This is a genomic window from Roseibium aggregatum IAM 12614 (genome assembly GCF_000168975.1).
Lineage (GTDB): Bacteria > Pseudomonadota > Alphaproteobacteria > Rhizobiales > Stappiaceae > Roseibium > Roseibium aggregatum.
On record NZ_AAUW01000009.1, the window covers coordinates 47530 to 68469 of the forward strand.

A 20940-nucleotide genomic window follows, 5' to 3' on the forward strand; every position below is an offset into this window, starting at 1 on the left:
ATGAGTGCACTTCCTCCCTACGCGTCTCCTCTCCAGATCACCTGGTACTATATGTTCCGGGTGATCTGCGGGCTGATCTTCTTCTTCCTGATCTTCCCGATCCTGGTGATCCTGCCGCTCAGCTTCAACGCGGAGAACTTCTTCACCTTCACCAAGGAGATGCTGGCCCTTGATCCGGCAGGCTATTCCTTCAAGCACTACCAGGATTTCTTCACCAATCCGGACTGGCAGCAGGCGCTGACCAACTCGGTGCTGATCGCACCGGTGGCGACCATCCTGGCAACCGGTTTCGGCACGCTGGCTGCCATCGGCCTGTCGCAGTCCCATGTGCCTTACAAGTCTGCGATCATGGCGGTGCTGATTTCGCCGATGATCGTTCCGCTGATCATCTCGGCGGCGGGCATGTATTTCTTCTATTCGCGCATCGGCCTCCAGGGCACCTACTGGGGCGTGGTTCTGGCCCATGCCGCACTCGGCACGCCTTTCGTCATCATCACGGTGACGGCGACGCTGGTCGGCTTCGACCGAAGCCTTGTGCGGGCGTCGGCCAGCCTTGGCGCCAACCCGGTCACCACCTTCTTCAAGGTGCAGATGCCGCTGATCATTCCAGGCGTCGTTTCCGGAGCGCTGTTTGCCTTCATCACCTCCTTCGACGAAGTGGTGGTGGTGCTTTTCCTCGGCTCTGCCGGTCAGAAGACCCTGCCGTGGCAGATGTTCACTGGCTTGCGCGAACAGATCTCGCCAACCATTCTGGCGGTGGCATCCCTCATGGTGGCCATTTCGATCTGTCTGCTGACCGTGCTGGAGCTGCTGCGCCGCAGGTCCGAACGCCTGAGAGGTCTGTCGCCGGGCTGATCCCGGACGGGCGTGAAGAGCGCCCCGCTGCTTTCATGTTGAGCCGGTGGCGGAACGCCAGTCACCGGGTGGAGACAGGATCTCCCGGTAGCAAGACATTGTGAATTTGGGCCTGGCGGGCCGGCTTCTTCGCGGAAGCCGGCCCGTTTTGCGTTTCAGGCCCCGGAAACCGAAAGCTGGAACAAACGGAAGGAGCCTTCAATGAGCAACGACATGATCCGCATCTACGAAATGAACAATGGAGAGAAGGCGTTTTCGCCCTTTTCAGCCGCCGAAATGGACAGCCGCCAGGCAAAGCTCCGCAAGCTGATGGAGGCCCGGCAGATCGATGCCGCGCTGTTCACCTCCTATCACAACATCTGCTACTACTCGGGCTTTCTCTATTGTTACTTCGGCCGCAAGTACGGCTTCCTGGTCACCCAGGACAAGGCAACCACGATTGCGGCCGGTATCGACGGTGGTCAGCCCTGGCGCCGGACCCATGGCGATACGGCGATTTATACCGACTGGCGCCGGGACAATTACTTCCACGCCATCCAGTCGCTGCTCGGGATGCCCAATCCTGCGGTCAAGCGCGTAGGCATCGAGTTCGACCACGTCTCCCTCGACATGCTGAAGCTTCTTGAAGCCGCGCTGCCGGGTGTGGAACTGGTCGATATTGCTGCCGACGCCATGGCGCAGCGCACGATCAAGAGCGACGAGGAGCATGTACTGATCCGGGAAGGCGCGCGTATCTGTGATGTCGGCGGGGCGGCGCTGGCGGAGGCGGTCGGGGCCGGTGTACCCGAGCACGAAATCGCCATGGCCTCTACCAACGCCATGATCCGGGAAATCGCGAAGTCCTTCCCGTTCGTTGAATTGATGGATACCTGGACCTGGTTCCAGTCGGGCATCAATACGGACGGAGCCCACAACCCGGTCACCAACAAGAGGGTCGAAGCGGGCGACATCCTCAGCCTCAACTGCTTCCCGATGATCTTCGGCTATTACACCGCACTGGAGCGGACCCTGTTCTGCGAATATGCCTCCGACGAGCATCTGCACCTGTGGGAGATCAACTGTCATGTTCACCGCGAGGGGCTGAAGCTGATCAAGCCGGGCGCACGCTGCTGCGATATTGCAAGCGAGCTGAACGACATCTATCGCAGCCACGATCTCCTGAAGTACCGCAGCTTCGGCTACGGACATTCCTTCGGCGTGCTCAGTCACTACTACGGCCGGGAAGCGTCGGTGGAACTGCGCGAGGATGTCGAGACGGTGCTTCAGCCCGGCATGGTCGTCTCCATGGAACCGATGATCATGATCCCCGAAGGCGAAGCCGGAGCAGGCGGTTACCGGGAGCATGACATCCTGATCGTCACGGAAGACGGTGCTGAAAACATCACCGGTTTCCCGTTCGGACCGGAGCACAACATCCTGCCGGAACGATAAGACGGCAAAGATCTGCTGCAGAAAAAGAACCGGCGGCAGGGTGCACGCCTCTTGCCGTCGCTCGGCATCTGCGATGCGGTCGTGACTACACCGCGAATCACCGCGAGGGTCGGCGGATGCTCCTCAAGCCGCCGAACCGGCAGACCGCATCAGCGGGACCGCCCCCCTGACGAAGCGCGGTTTTCAGGCGTTTGTGGGGTGCCGGGCGGCGGCATGCTGTGTTGAGGCGAGCGTGTCTGAAACGGTGTTGGCAGGCTTTCAAAAGCCGTTGCAAACCGTCTTGATTCGAGGGCATTTTCTCAAGGTCTCTGTGGCCTTGCGAGGTCATCGGAAAAGCCTGCGGCTATGGCGCACCGCGGCAATTACTGGCGTTTTTCATGATCAGATCAGGATGCCGTTACGGACACGCGGTGGAAACCCAAAGTTTAGAGTTGGGACGCTATGTTGATGAAGTACAAACCATTGGAACAATCGCGGTTGATATATTCTTGGCAATAAGCGACACCGTATTGTTAAAGACATGAAATATCGATGACACGAGTTCAATCGGCCAAAATTTCCAGCTTTCTCGTATAAAACAGAAGTGCACCCCTTTGCGGTGCCATTGACCACGCCAGCGGGGGAATAAAAATGCAGGCACCTTCTGAAGGCATATCATTGAATTCCGGTCTGCCGCAGATGATTCACCTGGATTTGGACATCAAGGATTTTTGTACCGACTGGACCCATTGCGATCTCATGTCAGGGTACATCGCCCGGATGGTGAGCCATAACCGGCTGGATTCGCTCCTGTTCTCCAATCTCTATTCGTCGGCTCTGAACGAACTGCTGGAAGCGGTCTACCGCACGCATGGATCGAGCGGCAAATTGCAATGCGCGGTTCAGCGCGACGGCAATGTCGACCGCATCGAACTGACTTTTCCGGCCGATGAGGAGACTTACAAGGTCTATGAGGCGGCGATTGCCAAAGTAAACGGCGATAACGCCGAAACGCTGTATCTGGAGGCGCTGTTTGCCGACGCCGAGCCGGATGCGAGCCTTGGACTTTTGGAACTCGGCGTCGATTACGGCGCCCGGCTTGCCATCGGACGGAATGAAGACGGCCGTATGAGCCTGGTCGCAGAGCTCGTGCTTGAGGACGATGCAGAATGATCGCTGATAATATGACACAGGCCTTTCAGTGGACCTTTAACGAGAACGATCAGGAGTTCTCCCTGCATGGCAGCTTGCGCCCGCAGCGGGCCGACGAGCTGAATGGCTGCTTTTCCGCCATGGAGCAGTCCGTCGCCAAGGTGAGTGGCAAGTTCTACGTCAATGTCAGACGCCTTGTGCGCATGAACAACGTCGCCTTCCATGCCTTTGCCGGCAAAATACTGGACCTTGTGCGCAGCCGAAGCGACCTCAGCGTTCACGTGACGACGTCGAGCGTGGTCGGCTGGGCAACGCGCAAGTTCGCCGTGCTCGAGACGATGTCCGACAAGATCACTGTCAGCGAATACGACAACGAATTCTATCCGGGACAGTCGTTCGTCGAGGACAGCGAATTCATTCATGTCCTGCGGACCCAGACCAAGCTCACCTGGCGGCATGAAAAGGAACTTCTGCGCAAGCACGGCTTGAAGCCGGGTATGCAGGTCGCCGACATTTGCTGCGGCATCGGCGATTTCGCCGTGCTTTTGCAAAAGGAATTCGAGCCGGACAGGCTGGTCGCGCTGGACCATTCCAGATCCAGTCTCGACTACGCGCGCCGTGTCGCCGCCGACTTCGGCATCCGGGGCATCGATTATGTCTTCGGCGATGCCGCGGACATGCTGCTGGAAGACAATCAGTTCGACTTCGTGACCTGCCGCCATTCCCTTCAGGTGTTCGACCAGCCGGAGCTGATCCTGAAAGAACTCTACCGTATCTGCAAGCCGGGTGGTCGCGTCTACGTCACCAACGAAAAGAACTCGCACTGCCTCGGCGAACCGAGATCGGAAAGCATTCAGTGGACCTATAACGAGGTCGCCAAACTCTGGCACCATTTCGATATGGATATCGAAATCGGCCCGAAGAGCCGGCGCCTCCTGATCGACGGTGGCTTTCAAAACGTCACCATCGGATCCTTCATGGTCACCAACACGGATGGCGATCCGCAGGATTTCGCGGACGTCATCGCCTCGTGGAAAAATCTCTTTGCCGGCAAAATGGCGCAGGAACGCGGCGACAGCCCCGAGTTCATCGAACGGTTCGCCAAAGGGTTCGACGATCATATTTTCGCAGCGCTCCACCCCAAAGGCTACGCAGGCTGGCCGATCTGGGTTGCTTCGGGACGTAAGCCGCTATGAATGCACCGGTAACCAGCCCTCAGACCGAAAAGCAGATCGGCCGCTTTTCGCTGCGAAGCTTTCGGGCCAAGTTCATGCTTGTGGTCGGCGTCGCGGTTCTGTTCGATCTGGCGCTTGCCGGCGGGATCGGCATCTGGAACGTGCAGAAACTGTCCAGGGATGCGACGGAGCAGGTCGGTGAAGGCCTGACCACAGCGACCGAAGACTATCTGCAGACCTACATCGACACGACGGCCTTCCGCGCCGACCTCATGATCGAGCGCGTCCATTCCGAACTCGCGACGCTCGCTTCATCGATGCAGACGCTGATCGACCACCCGGAGGTCCAGGAAGCTGTCGGAAACACGATCGAAGGCAGTCCCGAGTTTTCCTCCGAACTGGTCTATGACGAAAAGGGCGGCTGGTCGCAGAACACGGAAGGGGTTCCCTCCGCCGTCAGCGTCTGGGGCTATTTGCTCGATGAAAACAGGAACCCGGTGCCCAAGGCAGCCGAAGAGCTGAAGCACAGCTCCTTCCTCAGCCTTGTCGGTCCGTCGATGATGTCGACGGGCGCTCCCAAGCTGCAGATCTATTACGTCGGTCCCAAGGACGCGTCGATCATGCGCGCGACGCCCTATTCGGAACAGGCGCAGACATTCGACCTCTTGTACCCCGGCCATAACGAGGGTGCGAACTTCTGGGACTTCTTCTTTCCCGGCGTTTACGAAGGCTGGCAGGCTTGGATCAAGGATCCGTCCTCCAAGCCGGTTGAATCCAACATCGTCACCACCGCTCCCTACATCGATGCGATCACGGGCAAGCTGATCGTCAGCTTCTTCCATCCCCTGTGGACGCAGGACCGCCAGGACGTTGCGGGCATGGTCGCGGTCGACATTACGCTCGAGCAGCTCACCTCGCTTGTCGAGAGCCTTGAGATTTCGGAAAACGGGTTTGGTTTCCTGACGATGTCCGACGGCAACGTCGTGGCAACGCCGAAGGCCGGCGAGCAGACCCTGGGCCTGGTCTCCAGCGACGTCAGCGGGCAGGGGGTCACCGGCGTGAACCGGAACCTCAAGGAAAGTAGCCAGCCGGCCATCGCGTCTCTTGCGCTGAGCGCCAAGGACGAGACCGTTATCAAGCATATCTTTCTTGAGAACGACGGCGAAGAAGTTCCCTATCTTCTGGTTCTCAAGCAGCTCAATCCGACGAACCTTTGGGATGGTGCCGGCATCACCTCGGAAACGATGACGCTCGGCTTCGTCGTCTCCGAACGCGAGATCTACCAGTCGCTGATCGATGCCACCAACAATATCTCCGAAGCGACAGCCCGTATTTTGAACTATCAGCTCATCGCTTTCTGCGTCAGCATTCTCGTGGTGTTTCTAGCGGTCTATGCCATTTCCGGCCGCATCACCAAAGGCCTGTCGCAACTGGCGGAAGCAGCGCGCGCCCTTCAGAACAAGGACTATTCGGTTCGTGTTGCCATCCCGACCCGCGACGAGGTCGCGGCGGTGGGCCTGGCTTTCAACCGCATGGCTGACGAGATCAGTTATCACACCGAGAACCTTGAAAATCTCGTTGAGGAGCGTACCAGGAAGCTGGAAACCGCGAACCGCGAGATCGGCGAACTGAACAAGCGGCTGAAATCGGAAAACCTGCGCCTTGGGGCGGAGCTGGATGTCGCCAAGCGCATTCAGGAAATGGTCCTGCCACGCCTGAGCGAACTGGAAGTCATCCCGCAGATCGAAATTGCCGCCTTCATGGAACCGGCAGACGAGGTCGGCGGCGATTACTACGACGTTCTGTTCGACGGCAGCCGCATCAAGGTCGGTATCGGCGACGTGACCGGCCACGGGCTGGAAAGCGGCGTCTTGATGCTGATGGTTCAGTCGGTTGCCCGGGCGCTTCAGGAAAAAGGCGACAAGGACCCGATTGCCTTCCTGGATGTGCTGAACCGCGCCGTCTACAAGAACATCACCCGTACCAGATCCGACAAGCACCTGACGCTCGCCTTCGTCGACTATGAAGACGGCCAGGTCACCCTGTCCGGCCAGCACGAGGAAGTGCTGATTATCCGTGCCAATGGCGAAACCGAGCGCATCGACACGATGGATCTCGGTTTCCCGGTCGGGCTCGAGGCCGATATTTCACCCTTCGTGGCGACACTTGATCTCGCGTTTGGACCTGAGGACATTCTCATCCTGCACACGGACGGGATTACGGAGGCGGAAAACGCCAAGGGCGAGATGTATGGCCTCGACCGGCTTGCCCAGAGCGCCCATGAAAACCGCGAGAAAACCGCAAAGGGTATTGCGGCGGCGGTCATTCACGATGTGAAGTCGCATATCGGCGACTACAAGGTATTTGATGACATCACTCTTGTTGTGTTGAAGCATAGGTAAGGCATGGTCGAGGATTTTGGAGAAACGACTGCTGTGAATGGCGGTGACGCGAGGCAGTTTTGTCTCACGTTGAACGCAGAACCGCTGGAGCTGAGCTGGCATCATTGCGGCCTTACGTCGGATTTTATCGGGGAATATTTCAGCAGGGCCTGCGGCAAGGGCATCGACCCGGTCGATGCGCGCCACAGCATCAGTTACATGATCAACGAGATTCTGGAAAACGCGATCAAGTTCCGTCACGGCGGGGACGTTGTGATTCACAGTTCGCTGGAAGACCAGACGTTTGAAATCCGTATCGTGAACCGGATCGACCAGGAAACGGCCACCAAGTTTCAGGTTCACCTGAAAGCCCTGCTTGAACGCGAGCCGGGAGAGCTGCTCCTGGAACGTATCGAAGAGAACGCCCTCAACCCGGATTCCACCGGCTCCGGCCTGGGTTTGCTCACACTTATGAGCGACTACGAAGCCAAATTGGGCTGGTCTTTCACGTCTGAGCGTGTAAGTGAAGGCGTTGAGTTGACGACATATGCTTCTTTGCGACTTTCCTGATCGCTGACATATTCCAAAGGAAGATACCAAAATGGAAATCAGCACGAACGATTACCGCGTTTGGACTGAAGGCTCCGACATCCACTACGAAGGAACGATGCGGCTTTCAGGAACGGATGCCTATGCCCCTATTCTGGAGATCATGAACTCCGTTCTGGCATCCAAGCCGGAACTCATCACGATGGATCTGACCAGCCTGGAGTTCCTGAACAGCTCCGGCATCAACCTGCTTGCGAAATTCACGATCGAAATCAGAAAGCAGCCGGAAGTTGGCGTTCGCGTTCTTGGTTCAAAGTCCATTCCCTGGCAGTCGAAATCGCTCCGCAACCTGCAGCGTCTGCACCCGGCGCTTGAACTGACGATTTCCTGATCCCGCAGCCTGCGGCAAGCAGCACGGAAATTCACGCTAACGTCCGGCCTCGGTTTCAAGAGCGCCGGATGGTGTGTTCCTGACGTTGGCGCCTCCGCCGCGCTCCATCTGGGGAGCGCTCGCGGCTTCTGCCGCGCCTGTTGCCCTGAACCTCCCAGTCGTCTTGATTTCCAGAGGTCCTGGCACCCACACGTCACCGCCCTGTCCGCCACGGTTGAGGCGCGCTTCCAGTGTGTTGCCCACCGACCCGTCTTCAGATCTGTACAGCTTAAAAATCTCTTGGCGGGCAATGCGATCCGGTCGAATATGCCGCCTCCACCGCTTGAGCCTGCGCCGGGACAACGCCCCCGGACGGGACCAGCGGCATGGCCTTTGAAACGTTGCTGTCCTCCTGTTCCCTGTCAGCGCCATCTTCCGGAGACCTCCATGACCCTGTCCGCTGAAGCCGTCGAAATCCTGAAATCCGTCAGCACCGCGACGCTCACCACGATCCTCCTGAAAAAGGGCCTGCGCAACGTCTGGATCCGCGGGGCGATGCCGCTCGACCGCGCCAAACCCCGGATCGTCGGACCGGCATTCACCCTCCGGTTCGTGCCGGCGCGCGAAGACCTGGCAACGCCTGCCTCATGGGGCTCTCCCATTTCAACGCGCGCCGCCATTGAGGAGATGCCGGAAGGATGTGTTGCGGTCATCGACGCAATGGGCATCCGGGATGCCGGTGTCTTCGGCGATATCCTGTGCGCCCGAATGCGCAAGAGAAATGTCGCCGGCATGGTGACCGACGGCACGGTGCGCGATCTCAGCGGCGTCCTGGCGTCCGACCTGCCGGTCTGGTGCAGCGGCGTGTCGGCCCCGCCATCGGTGGCCGGTCTTACCTTCGTCGGCTGGCAGGAAACCATCGGCTGCGGCGGCGTTGCGATCATTCCGGGTGACATCATCGTTGCCGATGGTGATGGCGCGGTTGTGATCCCCGCCGCCAAACTCGAAGAGGTTCTGAAAGAAGCACCGGAACAGGAACGCATGGAAGCCTGGATCGTCGAGCAGGTGGATGCCGGTGCGCGCCTCCCGGGGCTCTACCCGATGAACGAGGAAACCAGGGCACGCTACGAAGCCGAACGCTGAGGGGTGCCGGGGATCTGCATTCGATAAAGGAAGCTGACGACGATGCAGCCTGCCTTCCGAGCATCCTCCGGCCAGACCGTTCTGATAACGGGTGCCCGTGCGCCTGTTGCCCTGCATCATGCCCGGCTGTTTCACGCAGCCGGTTGGCGGGTTGTTCTGGCCGATATGCCTGCTCGGCCGCTCTCCAGTTCAAGCCGCGCCTGCGCGGTCTATCAGCGTCTGCCATCGCCGAGGTTTCATCCGGAAGACTTCGCCATCGCTGTAGAGGCGCTGGTCGAACGCGAAAAGCCGGCATTGATCATTCCGACCTGTGAGGAGGTCTTCTACCTCGCCGCTCTCAGAGAAAGGCGTGGCCTCGGGGCGGAGTTGTTCGCACCAGGCCTCGACCTGCTTCAGACGGCCCACAACAAGCATGATTTCATCAGGCTATGTGAGGGCTTCGGTATCGCCGTACCTGTAACAAGGCTGCTGAGGTCCCCGGAAGATCTCACCGGCCTCGGCAAGGAGGCAGGAAACCTTGTGTTCAAACCGGTCTGGTCGCGCTTTGCCGGTCAGCTGCTGGTGGCGCCCACTCCCGGCAAGTTGAAACACGTGGTGCCGAGCACCGCGATGCCCTGGGTCGCGCAGGAGCGGTTGCAGGGCGAGGAAATCAGTGCCTATGCCGTAGCACGTGGCGGCAAGGTGCTGGCAGTGTCGATTTACCGCTCACTTTACCGGGCGGGTGCCGGGGCCGGGGTCTGTTTTGAACCTGTCGGGGACGCAGCCGCACGGGAGTTTGTCGAAACATTCGTCCAGAAAACAGGTTGGACCGGACAGGTCTCATTTGACCTGATGCGTCTCAAGGATGGCTCTGTGCGACCGTTGGAATGCAATCCGCGCGCGACCAGCGGCCTGCACTTTTTCAAAGACGCGGACCGGTTCGTCCGTGCGCTATCGCAAGGTGGCGCGGAAGTCCTGCCGGATGTAACGCGCATTCAGACCGTGCGTCTTGCCATGTGGATCTATGGCCTGCCCGCAGCGCTCCGCTCATGGGACATTCGGCGCTTCCGCAAGGTGTTCGGTGCCGCCGAGGAGATCGTCGGAACCGCAGACGATCCCGCCCCCGGCCGTGCACAAATACCCGCCTTTCTGGAAATTGCGGCCATTGCCCTGCGCCATCGCATCAGCCTTCAAAGCGCCACCACAAGGGACATCGAGTGGAACGGGCCGGATCAGAGCTCGATATAGGCGGTCCTGGGGGACTGGGCCGTGCCTGGTAGCTCGCCTTTTTCAATTGCTTCGATGTCCCGGCGCAAATAATCGAGCGGTCCGATAAGAGGTTTCGCGTCGGGAAACCGGGCAGCGTTTTCAAGCGAGGATGTCAGCACGCGGCGGTCTTGTTCCAGAGCAATGCGGAACATGGGCTGGAACACCCAGGACTTCATCCGGTCGAGCAGGCCTTTGTGCGGGCCGATCAGGCAGCCGATGCCCTCAACACGTCCTTCGGCCGCCTGCCGCAGATGAAAGGTGGTTGCCAGCGCGAGGCCGTTTTCACCCCAGTATTCCAGCTCGGCGATGCCGGGAAAACGATACCGCCCGATGGTCCGCACCCGTCCGGCTTCCAGCAGCTTGCTGATCAGCCCGTGTTGCCGGTCTTCTCCAGTATAGACGGCTTCGACCCAGCCCGCCCCGCCGGTGATATCGACCCGAACCCGGTGGCGTTTGCTGCTGAGGCCGCGCAGCAGGCCCTTATAGGTGAAATGGGTGTGGGTCGCATCAAGGATGTTTTCAGCGGTATCGATCAATGTCGACCTGGTGCTGCTGCGCACCAGCCGCACCAGCACCTTCTTTCCTTCCATCGGGTGCAGGTATGGTTCGCCGGCGGGGTCTCCTTTGGAGAGAAAGATCACTCCGTCCTTCACGAACGTCTTGAGCCCGGGAATGCGGTAACCCGGTACGTCGCCCAGGTGTCCCGGAATGGCGGTGCAGCGTCCGCTGCCGTCAAACCGCCAGCCGTGGTAGGGACATTCGATCTCACCCCCGACGACCTTTCCTTTCGACAGCTCCATCAGCCGGTGGGGGCAACGGTCGGCCAGAGCCGCAATGCCGGACCTGCTCTCGAACAGCACCACCGGTTCGCCGCCGAACTCAAGCCGCAACGGCTGCCGCTTGATATCCTTCACAAGCGCAACGGCCTGCCAGAAATCCCTGGATGAGGTCATAGGTCGAAGGCCTCCAGAAGGGGAATGCCGATGCGCGACAGAAGCGTTTCAAGGCTCCGCACCGCCAGTTGTCTGCGCCGGGACAGATGGCCGGCATAGACGGCGTTGAACTCGATTTCCGGTTCTGCCCCGCGCAGCCGTTTGAAGTAGCCGGCGCCTGCACTCATGTTGAAAAAGAGACTGTGCCGCTCGGCAATGTCCTGACCTGCCGCCATGACCAGCCGGTAGAGCCCGTCCTTCAGCGGCAGGCGGGTATCGTATCCGACCAGCGGCTGCGTCAACGTGCGGCCGTTCGCAAAGAAACCGGCGACCGCCACCAACTGGCCGCTGGCATCGCGGTAACCAAGCAGTTGGAACAGGCCGCGTTGGTGGCATTCCCGGATGTAGGTTGCCGTGTACTGCGGATTGAGCGGCGTATATTTGTCGAGATAGAGCAGCTTGTAGAGCTCTGCGGCACGCGCATAATCCTGCCCGTCGAAACTGTCGTTTTCCGCCAGCCGATAAGGCGTCTTTTGCATCAGCCTTGTGTCGTAGTGGCGGTTTTGCGTCGGCTTTCCGGGCGTTTTGTCACCGGAGTAGAGATAGATCCGCCGGGCTGCCAGAAGTCTGAACCCTGCTTGCCGGAGGGCATTCATCGATGTTCGGTCGGCCCGGCCATTGAGCGACCGGATGACGATGGCATGCTCGGGGTGGCGCTGCGAAAGGGTGCTGGCCATCTCGCGGGCAGCGGCAGGATCGATTTCCGGCACGGGATTGGTCGACAGCAGCCAGTTGTTCACCTGCACCTGCCGGTCAAGTCCGCTGGCCGCGATCAAGGGCGCACAGGTCCGGATCAGTGGTCGCACCAGATGGTAGGTCAGCGGTGACTTCAGAAAATTGCGCGTTTCCTCGATTGCATAGTCGATATAGGCGGCGCTGGGCGAGCAGATATAGCAGGTCGGCGGGCGGCTCGGTTCGTTGATCGTCACCGGAAAACAGCGCCCGGCAATCTCCAGCGCGCAGACGCGTGTCGTGAGATTGGCAACAAGATCAGGCATGGCAAAGTCGTTGCACAAACGCACGAAGGCATGAACGGTCTCGGGGGCGTTGCTCACACCTCCGTTGGCCGACGTGTCCCGCATGACCGGATACTGCGCTGTGGTCATGATTGAGCCTGCCGTTTGAACCGGCGCTCCACCCGCCGCAGCTTGCGGGTGCTTTCCAGGGGCAAGCTTTCCCGGTGGAGAGAAATCGGGGGCGCAAGCCCAAGTGCGTTGAAGGTTTTGCCGAGGGCTGACTGCGCAGCCCTAGCGGCTGTGTCCGGCAGTTCCGGCGGCAGCAGCAGGGTGGCCGATCCATCTTCTTCCTGCACGAGGCGAAAATCGGAGATCTCGCGAGAGGCGTCCAGAACCGCATTGCGCAGGATGTCGGGCGTGACAGGCACTTCCACTCCCGCTTCGTTGGTGAAGACAAAGATATCGTCCATCCGTCCGATCACTTCATCGACTGCCCGAAGCGGTGAGCCGCAGGCGCAGGGTTCCGAAGACAGGCGCAAAAGGTCGTTCATCCGGTATCGTGCCATGATCTGGAAATCACGGCGAAAGCCGGTCACCAGCGGGGTGACGAGACCGTTCGCGACCGGCTCGAATTCGAAATAATTGGCGTCCTCGGCAAGATGCAGCCGTCCGTGGGCACACGTCACGGCAAAAAGGCCTTCGGTTGCCATGTAGATCTGCCCGAGGGTAAGGCTGAATCTCTGCTCGATTGCTGAACGATCAACGGGATCGAGCGTCTCTGCCCCGGCATAGAGCTTTCGAGGGGCAAGGCGGTTCGATGTTTCCGCCAGGTGCCGCAGCACCCGGGGCGGGGCGACAATGGTCGTCGGGTCGAAGGTTTCCAGATCGTCCAGCCAGGCGGCTATGCCATGGCGCAGATCGAAGAACCGCAACTGCAATTGCCGCAGTTTCGCCGGGCTTTCATAAAGCGAGGAGGACTGTGGCAGGATGATCGCGACCCGTTCCCTTTGCCACAGAAAGCCGGGTAATGATTTGGCCAGAATGGTGCCGAGCCAGCGGAACCGCTCCGCCGCTGTAATGGCATAAAGACCCCTGTTGCCGCTGGTGCCCGTGCTGGCGCCGATGTTGATCCCCTTGATCTCGCCGCCCGTCTCCAAGGCCTGCCATCCGGCCGCTGTGGTGATCCGGGCCCTGTTGAAGGCCTCGAACCGGCTCATCACGATAGCCTTGTCGATGACTGGGAGTTGGTCGAGGCGCGGTGGCGCATCGCGGTAGAAATCGACCTTGGGAAGAGACTGGTGCAACCAGGCATCCAGCCGACGCTCCTGCCAGTTTTCGAAAGCCTGCCGGGATCGGCCACTGCGGCCCGTCCACAGCGTTTCGGCAAAGGCAACAGCGGTCTGAAAACGCCCGCTCATGCCGGAGCCCCCGGCAGGTCGTAGGGGCTGTCGGACGGATCGTGGCACAGCAAGGCATCACCGCCGTTTTCGAGAAATGCGGCGACCCGGCGGGTGCTTGCGGCAAGCGCTCTTCGATCCGTAGCGACAAGAGCCGAGGACAGTCCGGGCGCCTTACCGGGCGCAAGCGCTGCCGCGCACCACTGAGCGTCGACAGCGTAAAGCAGAGGCACGGGCAACCCGGCAAAGCAGATGCCGAAATGGCCTTCCGCATGGCCGGGCAAGTCGACGGCAAGCAGGGTGCCGTCCCCAAAGAGATCGGCGCCTTCCACCAGTCCATGGGGAGCACGCCTGACCGGCAGTTGGGCGATATCAACGATCCGGCTGGTGAGATCCTGCGGCAGCAGCTCGTCAAAGACACCGTGGCGCAGGTTCGCGAACCTTGAGCGCGCAAGGATACGAGCGAGCACCGCTGCTTTCGCATAGATCCTCGCCTTTGGAAAAAGAGTGAGCGCGGCAACATGGTCGGCGTGAAAATGGGTCAGCACGATGGCTGCGACGTCTTCTGTGCTTGCGTTCAGGCGTTCAAGCACACGGACCGGCTGATGCTCTTCAACCAGCTCTGGCCGCAGCAGCCTGGCATAGAGGCGCAGCGGCAGGCTTCGGCCCGGACCTTCGGTGACCTGAGGTCCGTAGCCGGTATCGATCAGCACCAGTCCGGCGGTCGGTTGCTGGTAAACGCCATAGCGCACCTTGAAGCGAAGCGGATGCCGACCGCCGCCACGGACCGCCAACCTCTCCGGTGCGGAAACGAAGGCGCTGTTGGCAAACACCGGCGTCAATGGGCTCTCCCTTCGCCAAGTGTTTTAGCAAGTCCGCGTTCGAAATCGATCTGCGGCCGCCAGCTCAGCAGTCGCGCAGCCTTGGAAATGTCGAGGCTCTGCCGGAAGGCGAAGAGACCAAGCGTATAAGGCGTTGCCAGAGGTTCGCCTGCACCCGGCACAACCAGGCTCGCCCTCTCCCGAAGCCTTGCCGCCAAAATCGCCGGAGCGAGGGGGCGCTTTCGCCAGCGCACCGGAACACCCCTGGCGGCACAGACCCGGTCGACAATGAAGCGTATTGGTAAAGGCTCACCGCCGGAAATGTTGAACGTCTCGCCCTCACATGCAGGAGAGGCTTCAAGGGCGGCGTCGATGGCTGAGAGCAGATCCTCGACGTGGGTCAGGTCGATGGAGGCTGTTCCCTCCCTGAAAAGCGGCAAGGGCCGCTTATGGGCCGCGGCAAGCAAACGAGGCAGAAGGGTCGTGTCCCCGGCGCCGTAAAGGCCTCGTGGGCGCAGGTTGATCGGGCCAAGGTCGGCACGCGCAAGCACCAGTCGCTCTGCATCGGCCTTGGTTGCCGCATAGGCGTTGATGGGCGGCGGCAGCGGTTCATATTCCCGAACGTTTTCCTTGTCCTTCATCTCGAAAGTGACAGTGGGCGAGGAAATGTTGACGAAGCGGCGCACGCCAAGCTTGCCGGCAAGATCAAGCATGTGTTTTGTCCCGGTGACATTCGCCGCCACGAAGGCGTTTCGCGGCCCCCACGGGGCGGAGAGCGCAGCGCAGTGAACAACGGCGCTGACCGGACCAAAGGGTGCGAACTGGTCTGGGTCGCAGGGGCGGGACAGATCCATGCGCACGACATCGAAGCCCTCGGCCTCAAGGTGCTGACAGTGGAATTCGTTGCGGCCAAGCGCGACGGGGTTAGCGCCCTTCGCGCGCAAATGACGGATCAGCGTGCCGCCCAGAAATCCCGTCGCTCCCGTCACCAGCAAACGCCCCATGGTCAAACCTCCAGGGCCATGCCGCCAAAGGTGACACCGGCGGATGTCCCGAGCAACAGGATACGCATGCCGGGTTCTATCCGGCCCTGGCGCCAGGCAATGTCGAGCGCGGTCGGCAGCGACGCTGCAATCTGGTTGCCATGTGTGTTGCCGATGTCGACCACGCGGCTGCGCTCCATCCCGGTTTCCCGGATCATGTGCTCAAGCGCGAGCGGGCTTGCCTGATGTGGCACGACGAGATCGATATCCTGCCGGTTCCAGCCGGCTTTCGACAGCAGTTCGTCGACGAACTGCGGAAAGTGCTTGTGCGTGACCCGGAAGAGATCCTTGCCGTCCATGTGAAACACGGCATGACGGGCAAAGGTCTCGCGGTCCTTGTGAAAATCGAACCGTGTGCCGCCGGCTCCGATCTCACACGCGGCATAGGCGGATGGGTAGGTCCGCAGCAGCGAGGCTGCAATGCCAGGGCCGTTTTCGTCTCCTGTCGTCAGAACGGTTGCGGCCGCACCGTCGCCAAACAGGGCGGCAACGTCGGGTTGGTCTTCCCATGGCAAGGCACGCGAGGCGATATCCGCCGCAAACACCAGCACTGCCGCGGCTTGCCCGAGCGCAAGTTTGTTGGCGGCAAGCTCAAAAGCGCTCAGGAAGGAAAGACAGGTGGCATTGACGTCGTAGGCTGCCGCCGTGCCATCCGCAAAACCCAGTCTCTGCATCACCAGCGGCGCGGTTGCCGGAAGGGTCTGGTAGGGAATGCCGCAAGCGCCAACGACGAGATCAACGTCCTTCGGCGTTCGGCCTGCTTTTTCAAGCGCAGCTTCGCAGGCCGCAACCGCCAGATCTATCTGGCTTTCCTCTGCTGCGACGAACCGGCTTGAAACGCCGGACAGTGTTTTTAAATGCCCGGTCGGGAACCCAAGTCGATGGTCAAGAGTTTCCGAAGTGATGGACTGTGCTGGCAAGGCATGCCCAGTGCCGGCAATTCTGACGGGAAGAATGGATGCGGCCTCCGTTAGCACACCGGTCCGGACCGGCTTCAAAGAAGGATCTAAGTCACTGGGGGAAGACACGCAAGAAGGATGGGGGACTGGGTGGGCCGGTCAAGGCGGGGTCGCCTGACACCGCATCGCATTGTCTCGATGCCTGCCGATGGCACCGGCGGCGTTCGCCTTTTGGCACGTTGGCTGCTGTCGATAGCGTGGCCCATGACGGATCCGATGATCTGCACCCGGCGGTCCGGAGATCGGCTCTTTTGACAAGAAACCTGTGCCATTTCTGCCGCTTCGGCCCTTCCGAATACAAACCGAAATACCAATCGCCACGCCTCTTCACCGGAGAGCCCAAAGAATACTGAACTTCGCCTAACAGAATTATCTGAGATCCATCTCAGTAGAGAAAGCTATAGGCGGATCTAATTTTCACAAATGCGCAAAAAGAAAAAATATTTCAGAACAATGCTGCTGCGCACAATATGTGGGAAGTCGTTCTAAATTATACATTTTTATATTAGGAATTTGCCCAGAGGGGTGGTCGAGCAGGGGTAGTTCGTGTTTTGCTATGTAAATGTCGCAAATGAGCATCATGGATACAAAAAAATCACAGATGCTCTATTTGGGAAGTTGGCAAGAGACTTTTGAAGAAAAACCGAAAGGGGAGTCATATGACAAAATCCAAAGATGCCGAGATGCTTGAAAGGCTTGAATCAGCGGCCCGCACGGGAGGAATCAGCAAACGAGATTTTCTTCGTTATTCCGTGTTGGCCGGACTCACAGCAAGCACCGCGACAGGCCTCTGGTCCACGAAGGCGAAAGCACAGCCCAAGCAGGGCGGGACGTTTCGCTGGGGTATCCATGACGGCAACACATCAGACTCACACGATCCGGGCACCTATCTGACCCGAGTAATGATTTTCCTCGCCCATACCCACCGCAGCTACCTGACCATGATCATGGGCGACGGATCGCTGGGGCCGGATCTGGCCGAAAGCTGGGAAGCCAGCGCTGATGCGTCCGAGTGGACCTTCAAACTGACCGAAAACGCCACGTTCCATAGCGGCAAGAAGCTGACGGCTGATGATGTTATCGCCTCGCTGAACCACCACCGTGGCGAAAAGACCACCTCCGCCGCCAAGGCGCTGCTGACCGATGTCACCGACATCACCAAAGACGGCGACTACACCGTTATCGTGAAGCTTTCCGGTGGCAACGCCGACTTCCCGTGGTTGATGACCGACTATCACATGGCGATCTGCCCGGCCAACGACGATGGCACGATTGACTGGCAGTCCGGTGACGGTACGGGTCCCTACAAGATCGACACCGGCGAATTCGGCGTCCAGTTCAGCCTCAGCCGGCATGACGGCTGGCATGGTGAAGGCGCCTACTTCGACAAGGTCGAACTCATCACGCTGAACGATCCGAATGCCCGTCAGACGGCGCTTGTCACCGGTGATGTGGACGCGGTTTCGCTGATCGAGCTGAAGACCATGGGGCTGCTGCAGCGCAATCCGAACATCAAGATTCACAACATCCCGTCCGCGGGGGCCATCACGCTGCCGATGTTCTGCGACACGGCACCGTTCGACAATCCCGATGTGCGCAACGCCCTGAAGCTGGCGATGAACCGCGACGATATCATCGAGAAGATCACCTTCGGTGCGGCGACCAAGGGCAATGACTTCCACCATTCTCCGGCCCAACCCTACTGGCCGGACGATATCCCGCAGCGCGAATACGATCCGGATCAGGCCAAGTCCCTGCTCAAGAAAGCGGGCGCGGAAGGTCTTACGGTCAGCCTCAGCACCGCGGACAGCGTCTATGCAGGTGCGGTCGACATGGCGGTGCTCTATGCCGAACACGCCAAGGCGGCAGGCATCAACATCAACGTCGTGCGTGAGCCGAACGACGGCTACTATTCGGACGTCTGGCTGAAGAAGCCGTTCTGCCTCGTCTCCTGGGGCGCGCGTCCGACACCTGATGTCATGTACACGCTGGCCTACAAGAACGACGCGGCCTGGAACGAGTCCCATTGGAAGAACCCGCGCTTCAACGAGCTTCTGCTGCAGGCCAAGGCCGAGCTGGACGACACCCGACGCGCGGAAATGTACCGCGAGATGGCCATGCTTGCGCGTGACGACGGCGGGACGATCATTCCGTTCTTCAACAACTTCGTTTACGCTAACAGCACGAAGGTGGGTACGCCGGAGAAACTGGCTGCCAGCTGGGAAAACGACGGCGCCCGTGCTGCCAGCCGTTGGTGGTTCGAGTCCTGATTGAAGGCTCGGGTGGCGGCTAGCGCCGCTGCCTGCAATCTGGCCCTGCCCCGGTCACGGGACAGGGCCGTCCTGGACGGACAGGACTCCTGCCAAAGCAAACCAAAAAAAGCTGACAGGAAACCTGCCCGATGTTTGTCCGGCGGCGCATTGAGCCGTGTCGGGCTTTCCTATTTTGGAGGGACATATGGGGGACATCCTACAGCTGGTCCTGAAGAGACTTGGCTTAGGGGCGATCACACTGCTTGTGGTCTCTATCCTGATCTTTTTTGCAGTCGAACTGCTGCCCGGCGACATTGCCCAGGCCGTTCTCGGACAGGGAGCAACGCCTGAAACAGTCGCTGCCCTTAGAGAGAAGCTTGGCCTCGACCAGCCGGCCGTCATTCGATATTTCCATTGGCTTGCCGGTGCTCTCACCGGCGATTTCGGTGTCTCGCTCGTCTCCGGCGAACGGGTCAGCGCGGCCATCAGCGACAGGTTCGTCAACACGCTGTTCCTGGCGACCTACGCGGCTGTCATCGCGGTGCCGGTTTCCATTGTCCTCGGCGTGATCGTCGCCCTGTTGCGCAACACGCTGTTCGACAGGGTTGCCAACGTTCTCACGCTGACATCGATTTCCTCTCCGGAATTCTTTCTCGGCTACATTCTCATTCTCTATCTGGCGGTCAAATCCAACTATTTCCCCGCCATTGCGAGCCTCAGCGCAGACATGAGCTTTGGAGATCTGTTGCATCGAACGTTCCTGCCCGCGCTGACCCTGGTTCTGGTGGTAACGGCGCACATGATGCGCATGACGCGCGCCGCGATCATCAACCTTCTGGCCTCGCCCTATATCGAGATGGCGCGGCTGAAAGGGGTGCCGCCCTGGAAGGTTATCGTCAAGCACGCCCTGCCCAACGCCTGGGCGCCGATCATCAACGTGGTTGCGCTCAATCTCGCCTATCTCATCACCGGTGTGGTCCTGGTGGAAGTTGTCTTCGTCTATCCGGGCGTTGGCCAGCTTCTGGTGGACGCAGTTGCCAAACGCGATTTCCCGATCGTGCAGGCCTGCTGTCTGATCTTCGCCGCCACCTTCATCCTGCTGAACCTGGCAGCCGATGTGGGCGCGATCCTGACCAATCCGCGTTTGCGGCATCCGAAATGAGGGCAGCGACATGAGCACATTCGTCATTGGCTACTATGCGCTGCTGATCGGGGCTTCCTGCCTGGCAGCCTATTTCAACAAGCGCAATATCTTCATTCTTGTTTTCTCCCTGACGATGATTTCCTTCATCACGGGGATCATCGGCGGTGCTCCGGCACTGCGGTTCATCACCACGGCCGCAGGTATGCTGGCGCTCGCAGCCGGGACATCCTATGCGTTCCGTGAATTCCTGATCATCATCACCCCCGAAGGGGTGTCCAAGGAATTGCGAACCGCGCCTCTCACGGCAGCCTTCGGCATGTTCGTGATCTTCACCTATGCCCTTGCCGGGGTCTTTGCCCCCGTCATCGCGCCCTTCGGGGAAGCGGAGGTGATTTCGTCGGCCTTTGCGCCGCCGGACGAAACCATGCTTCTGGGGGCCGACCAGCTCGGCCGCGACATGTTCAGCCGCATCATCTACGGTGCGCGCAACTCTGTCGGGCTCGCGCTGCTGGCAACCATGCTGGCCTTCATCATGGGGGCACTGGCCGGTCTGCTCGCTGCCACCAAAGGCGGCTGGTTCGACCAGTTCGCCGGCCGCCTTGCCGATGTCATCATGTCCGTGCCGTCGCTGATTTTCGCCCTGTTGATGCTCAGTATCTTCGGCACCAACCTGGCGGTGATCGTGATCGTGGTCGCGGTCATCTATTCGCCGCGCGTCTTCCGTCTCACCCGGGCAGTTGCCGGCAACGTGGTGGTGATGGATTACATCGAAGCGGCCAAGCTGCGCGGTGAAGGCACCTGGTACCTGATCCGGCGGGAAATCCTGCCGAACTCGACAGCGCCGCTGATCGCCGAATTCGGTCTGGAATTCTGCTTCGTGTTCCTGCTCATCGCCGGCCTGTCGTTCCTCGGCCTCGGCATTCAGCCGCCGACCGCGGACTGGGGCTCGATGGTGCGCGAAAACGCGACACTGATCTCGTTTGGTGAAATGACACCGCTGATCCCGGCAGCAGCCATCGCGCTTCTGACCGTTGCGGTGAATTTCGTCGTCGACTGGATGCTGTTCCGGTCTTCCGGCCTGAAGGAGGTTTGA

Annotated in this window: 19 protein-coding genes; 12 read left to right on the plus strand and 7 right to left on the minus strand. The window is 59.9% G+C overall.

Translation table 11 applies throughout. The features are described 5' to 3' along the window. From SIAM614_RS13405 to SIAM614_RS13435, 7 genes are all read left to right on the plus strand, one after another. Positions 1–855 carry an ABC transporter permease gene (locus tag SIAM614_RS13405; RefSeq protein WP_040440187.1) on the plus strand — a complete coding sequence of 285 codons (855 nt, stop codon included), beginning with the start codon at positions 1–3 and terminating at the stop codon, positions 853–855. 201 nt (positions 856–1056) lie between these two features. Further along, the gene (locus SIAM614_RS13410) at positions 1057–2286 is read left to right on the plus strand and encodes a M24 family metallopeptidase (protein ID WP_006935282.1); all 1230 of its coding nucleotides are present in this window, start codon (positions 1057–1059) and stop codon (positions 2284–2286) included. A gap of 630 nt (positions 2287–2916) precedes the next feature. Continuing rightward, entirely contained in the window at positions 2917–3438 is a 522-nt protein-coding gene (locus tag SIAM614_RS13415; RefSeq protein ID WP_006935283.1) for a hypothetical protein, read from the plus strand. Continuing rightward, positions 3435–4613, plus strand: a complete 1179-nt coding sequence (locus tag SIAM614_RS13420) for a class I SAM-dependent methyltransferase (RefSeq protein ID WP_006935285.1) — start codon at positions 3435–3437, stop codon at positions 4611–4613. The genes SIAM614_RS13415 and SIAM614_RS13420 overlap by 4 nt, the downstream gene beginning before the upstream one ends. Next, complete coding sequence (locus tag SIAM614_RS13425; protein WP_006935286.1) at positions 4610–6994, plus strand: SpoIIE family protein phosphatase; 2385 nt, start codon at positions 4610–4612, stop codon at positions 6992–6994. The genes SIAM614_RS13420 and SIAM614_RS13425 overlap by 4 nt, the downstream gene beginning before the upstream one ends. 3 nt (positions 6995–6997) lie before the next feature. Then, the gene (locus SIAM614_RS13430) at positions 6998–7543 is read left to right on the plus strand and encodes a slr1658 superfamily regulator (RefSeq protein WP_006935287.1); all 546 of its coding nucleotides are present in this window, start codon (positions 6998–7000) and stop codon (positions 7541–7543) included. Positions 7544–7574: 31 nt separating this feature from the next. Further along, positions 7575–7913, plus strand: coding sequence for a slr1659 superfamily regulator (locus SIAM614_RS13435; RefSeq protein WP_006935288.1), 339 nt, complete (start codon positions 7575–7577; stop codon positions 7911–7913). Positions 7914–7949: 36 nt separating this feature from the next. On the opposite strand, the gene SIAM614_RS13440 is transcribed toward SIAM614_RS13435, so the two are convergent. Next, on the minus strand, positions 7950–8156 hold the full coding sequence (locus tag SIAM614_RS13440; protein ID WP_006935289.1) for a hypothetical protein: 207 nt from the start codon (positions 8154–8156) through the stop codon (positions 7950–7952). A 183-nt stretch (positions 8157–8339) separates the two neighbouring features. On the opposite strand from SIAM614_RS13440, the gene SIAM614_RS13445 reads away from it, so the two are divergent. Both SIAM614_RS13445 and SIAM614_RS13450 read left to right on the plus strand, forming a co-directional pair. Then, positions 8340–9035, plus strand: a complete 696-nt coding sequence (locus SIAM614_RS13445; protein ID WP_006935290.1) for a ribonuclease activity regulator RraA — start codon at positions 8340–8342, stop codon at positions 9033–9035. Positions 9036–9077: 42 nt separating this feature from the next. Next, positions 9078–10262 carry an ATP-grasp domain-containing protein gene (locus SIAM614_RS13450; protein ID WP_006935291.1) on the plus strand — a complete coding sequence of 395 codons (1185 nt, stop codon included), beginning with the start codon at positions 9078–9080 and terminating at the stop codon, positions 10260–10262. On the opposite strand, the gene SIAM614_RS13455 is transcribed toward SIAM614_RS13450, so the two are convergent. The 6 genes from SIAM614_RS13455 to SIAM614_RS13480 are packed head-to-tail and all read right to left on the minus strand — an operon-like array spanning position 10247 to position 16412. Further along, complete coding sequence (locus SIAM614_RS13455; RefSeq protein ID WP_006935292.1) at positions 10247–11236, minus strand: Rieske 2Fe-2S domain-containing protein; 990 nt, start codon at positions 11234–11236, stop codon at positions 10247–10249. The two genes, SIAM614_RS13450 and SIAM614_RS13455, sit on opposite strands and share 16 nt — an antisense overlap. Further along, positions 11233–12381 carry a hypothetical protein gene (locus tag SIAM614_RS13460; protein ID WP_006935293.1) on the minus strand — a complete coding sequence of 383 codons (1149 nt, stop codon included), beginning with the start codon at positions 12379–12381 and terminating at the stop codon, positions 11233–11235. Before SIAM614_RS13460 ends, SIAM614_RS13455 begins: the two co-directional genes overlap by 4 nt. Further along, positions 12378–13649, minus strand: coding sequence for a F390 synthetase-related protein (locus tag SIAM614_RS13465; RefSeq protein ID WP_006935294.1), 1272 nt, complete (start codon positions 13647–13649; stop codon positions 12378–12380). The genes SIAM614_RS13460 and SIAM614_RS13465 overlap by 4 nt, the downstream gene beginning before the upstream one ends. Next, a complete protein-coding gene (locus tag SIAM614_RS13470) occupies positions 13646–14461 on the minus strand; it encodes an MBL fold metallo-hydrolase (protein ID WP_229597972.1) in 816 nt (271 codons plus the stop codon). Before SIAM614_RS13470 ends, SIAM614_RS13465 begins: the two co-directional genes overlap by 4 nt. A gap of 5 nt (positions 14462–14466) precedes the next feature. Then, a complete protein-coding gene (locus tag SIAM614_RS13475) occupies positions 14467–15453 on the minus strand; it encodes an NAD-dependent epimerase/dehydratase family protein (protein WP_006935296.1) in 987 nt (328 codons plus the stop codon). 2 nt (positions 15454–15455) lie between these two features. Next, positions 15456–16412, minus strand: coding sequence for a 3-oxoacyl-ACP synthase III family protein (locus SIAM614_RS13480; RefSeq protein WP_229597969.1), 957 nt, complete (start codon positions 16410–16412; stop codon positions 15456–15458). Positions 16413–17353: 941 nt separating this feature from the next. On the opposite strand from SIAM614_RS13480, the gene SIAM614_RS13485 reads away from it, so the two are divergent. From SIAM614_RS13485 to SIAM614_RS13495, 3 genes are all read left to right on the plus strand, one after another. Next, positions 17354–18721, plus strand: a complete 1368-nt coding sequence (locus tag SIAM614_RS13485) for an ABC transporter substrate-binding protein (protein WP_208983981.1) — start codon at positions 17354–17356, stop codon at positions 18719–18721. Positions 18722–18908: 187 nt separating this feature from the next. Further along, positions 18909–19865, plus strand: a complete 957-nt coding sequence (locus tag SIAM614_RS13490) for an ABC transporter permease (protein WP_006935299.1) — start codon at positions 18909–18911, stop codon at positions 19863–19865. Positions 19866–19875: 10 nt separating this feature from the next. Continuing rightward, positions 19876–20940 (plus strand): ABC transporter permease, encoded by a 1065-nt coding sequence (locus SIAM614_RS13495; RefSeq protein WP_006935300.1) that lies wholly within the window; start codon positions 19876–19878, stop codon positions 20938–20940.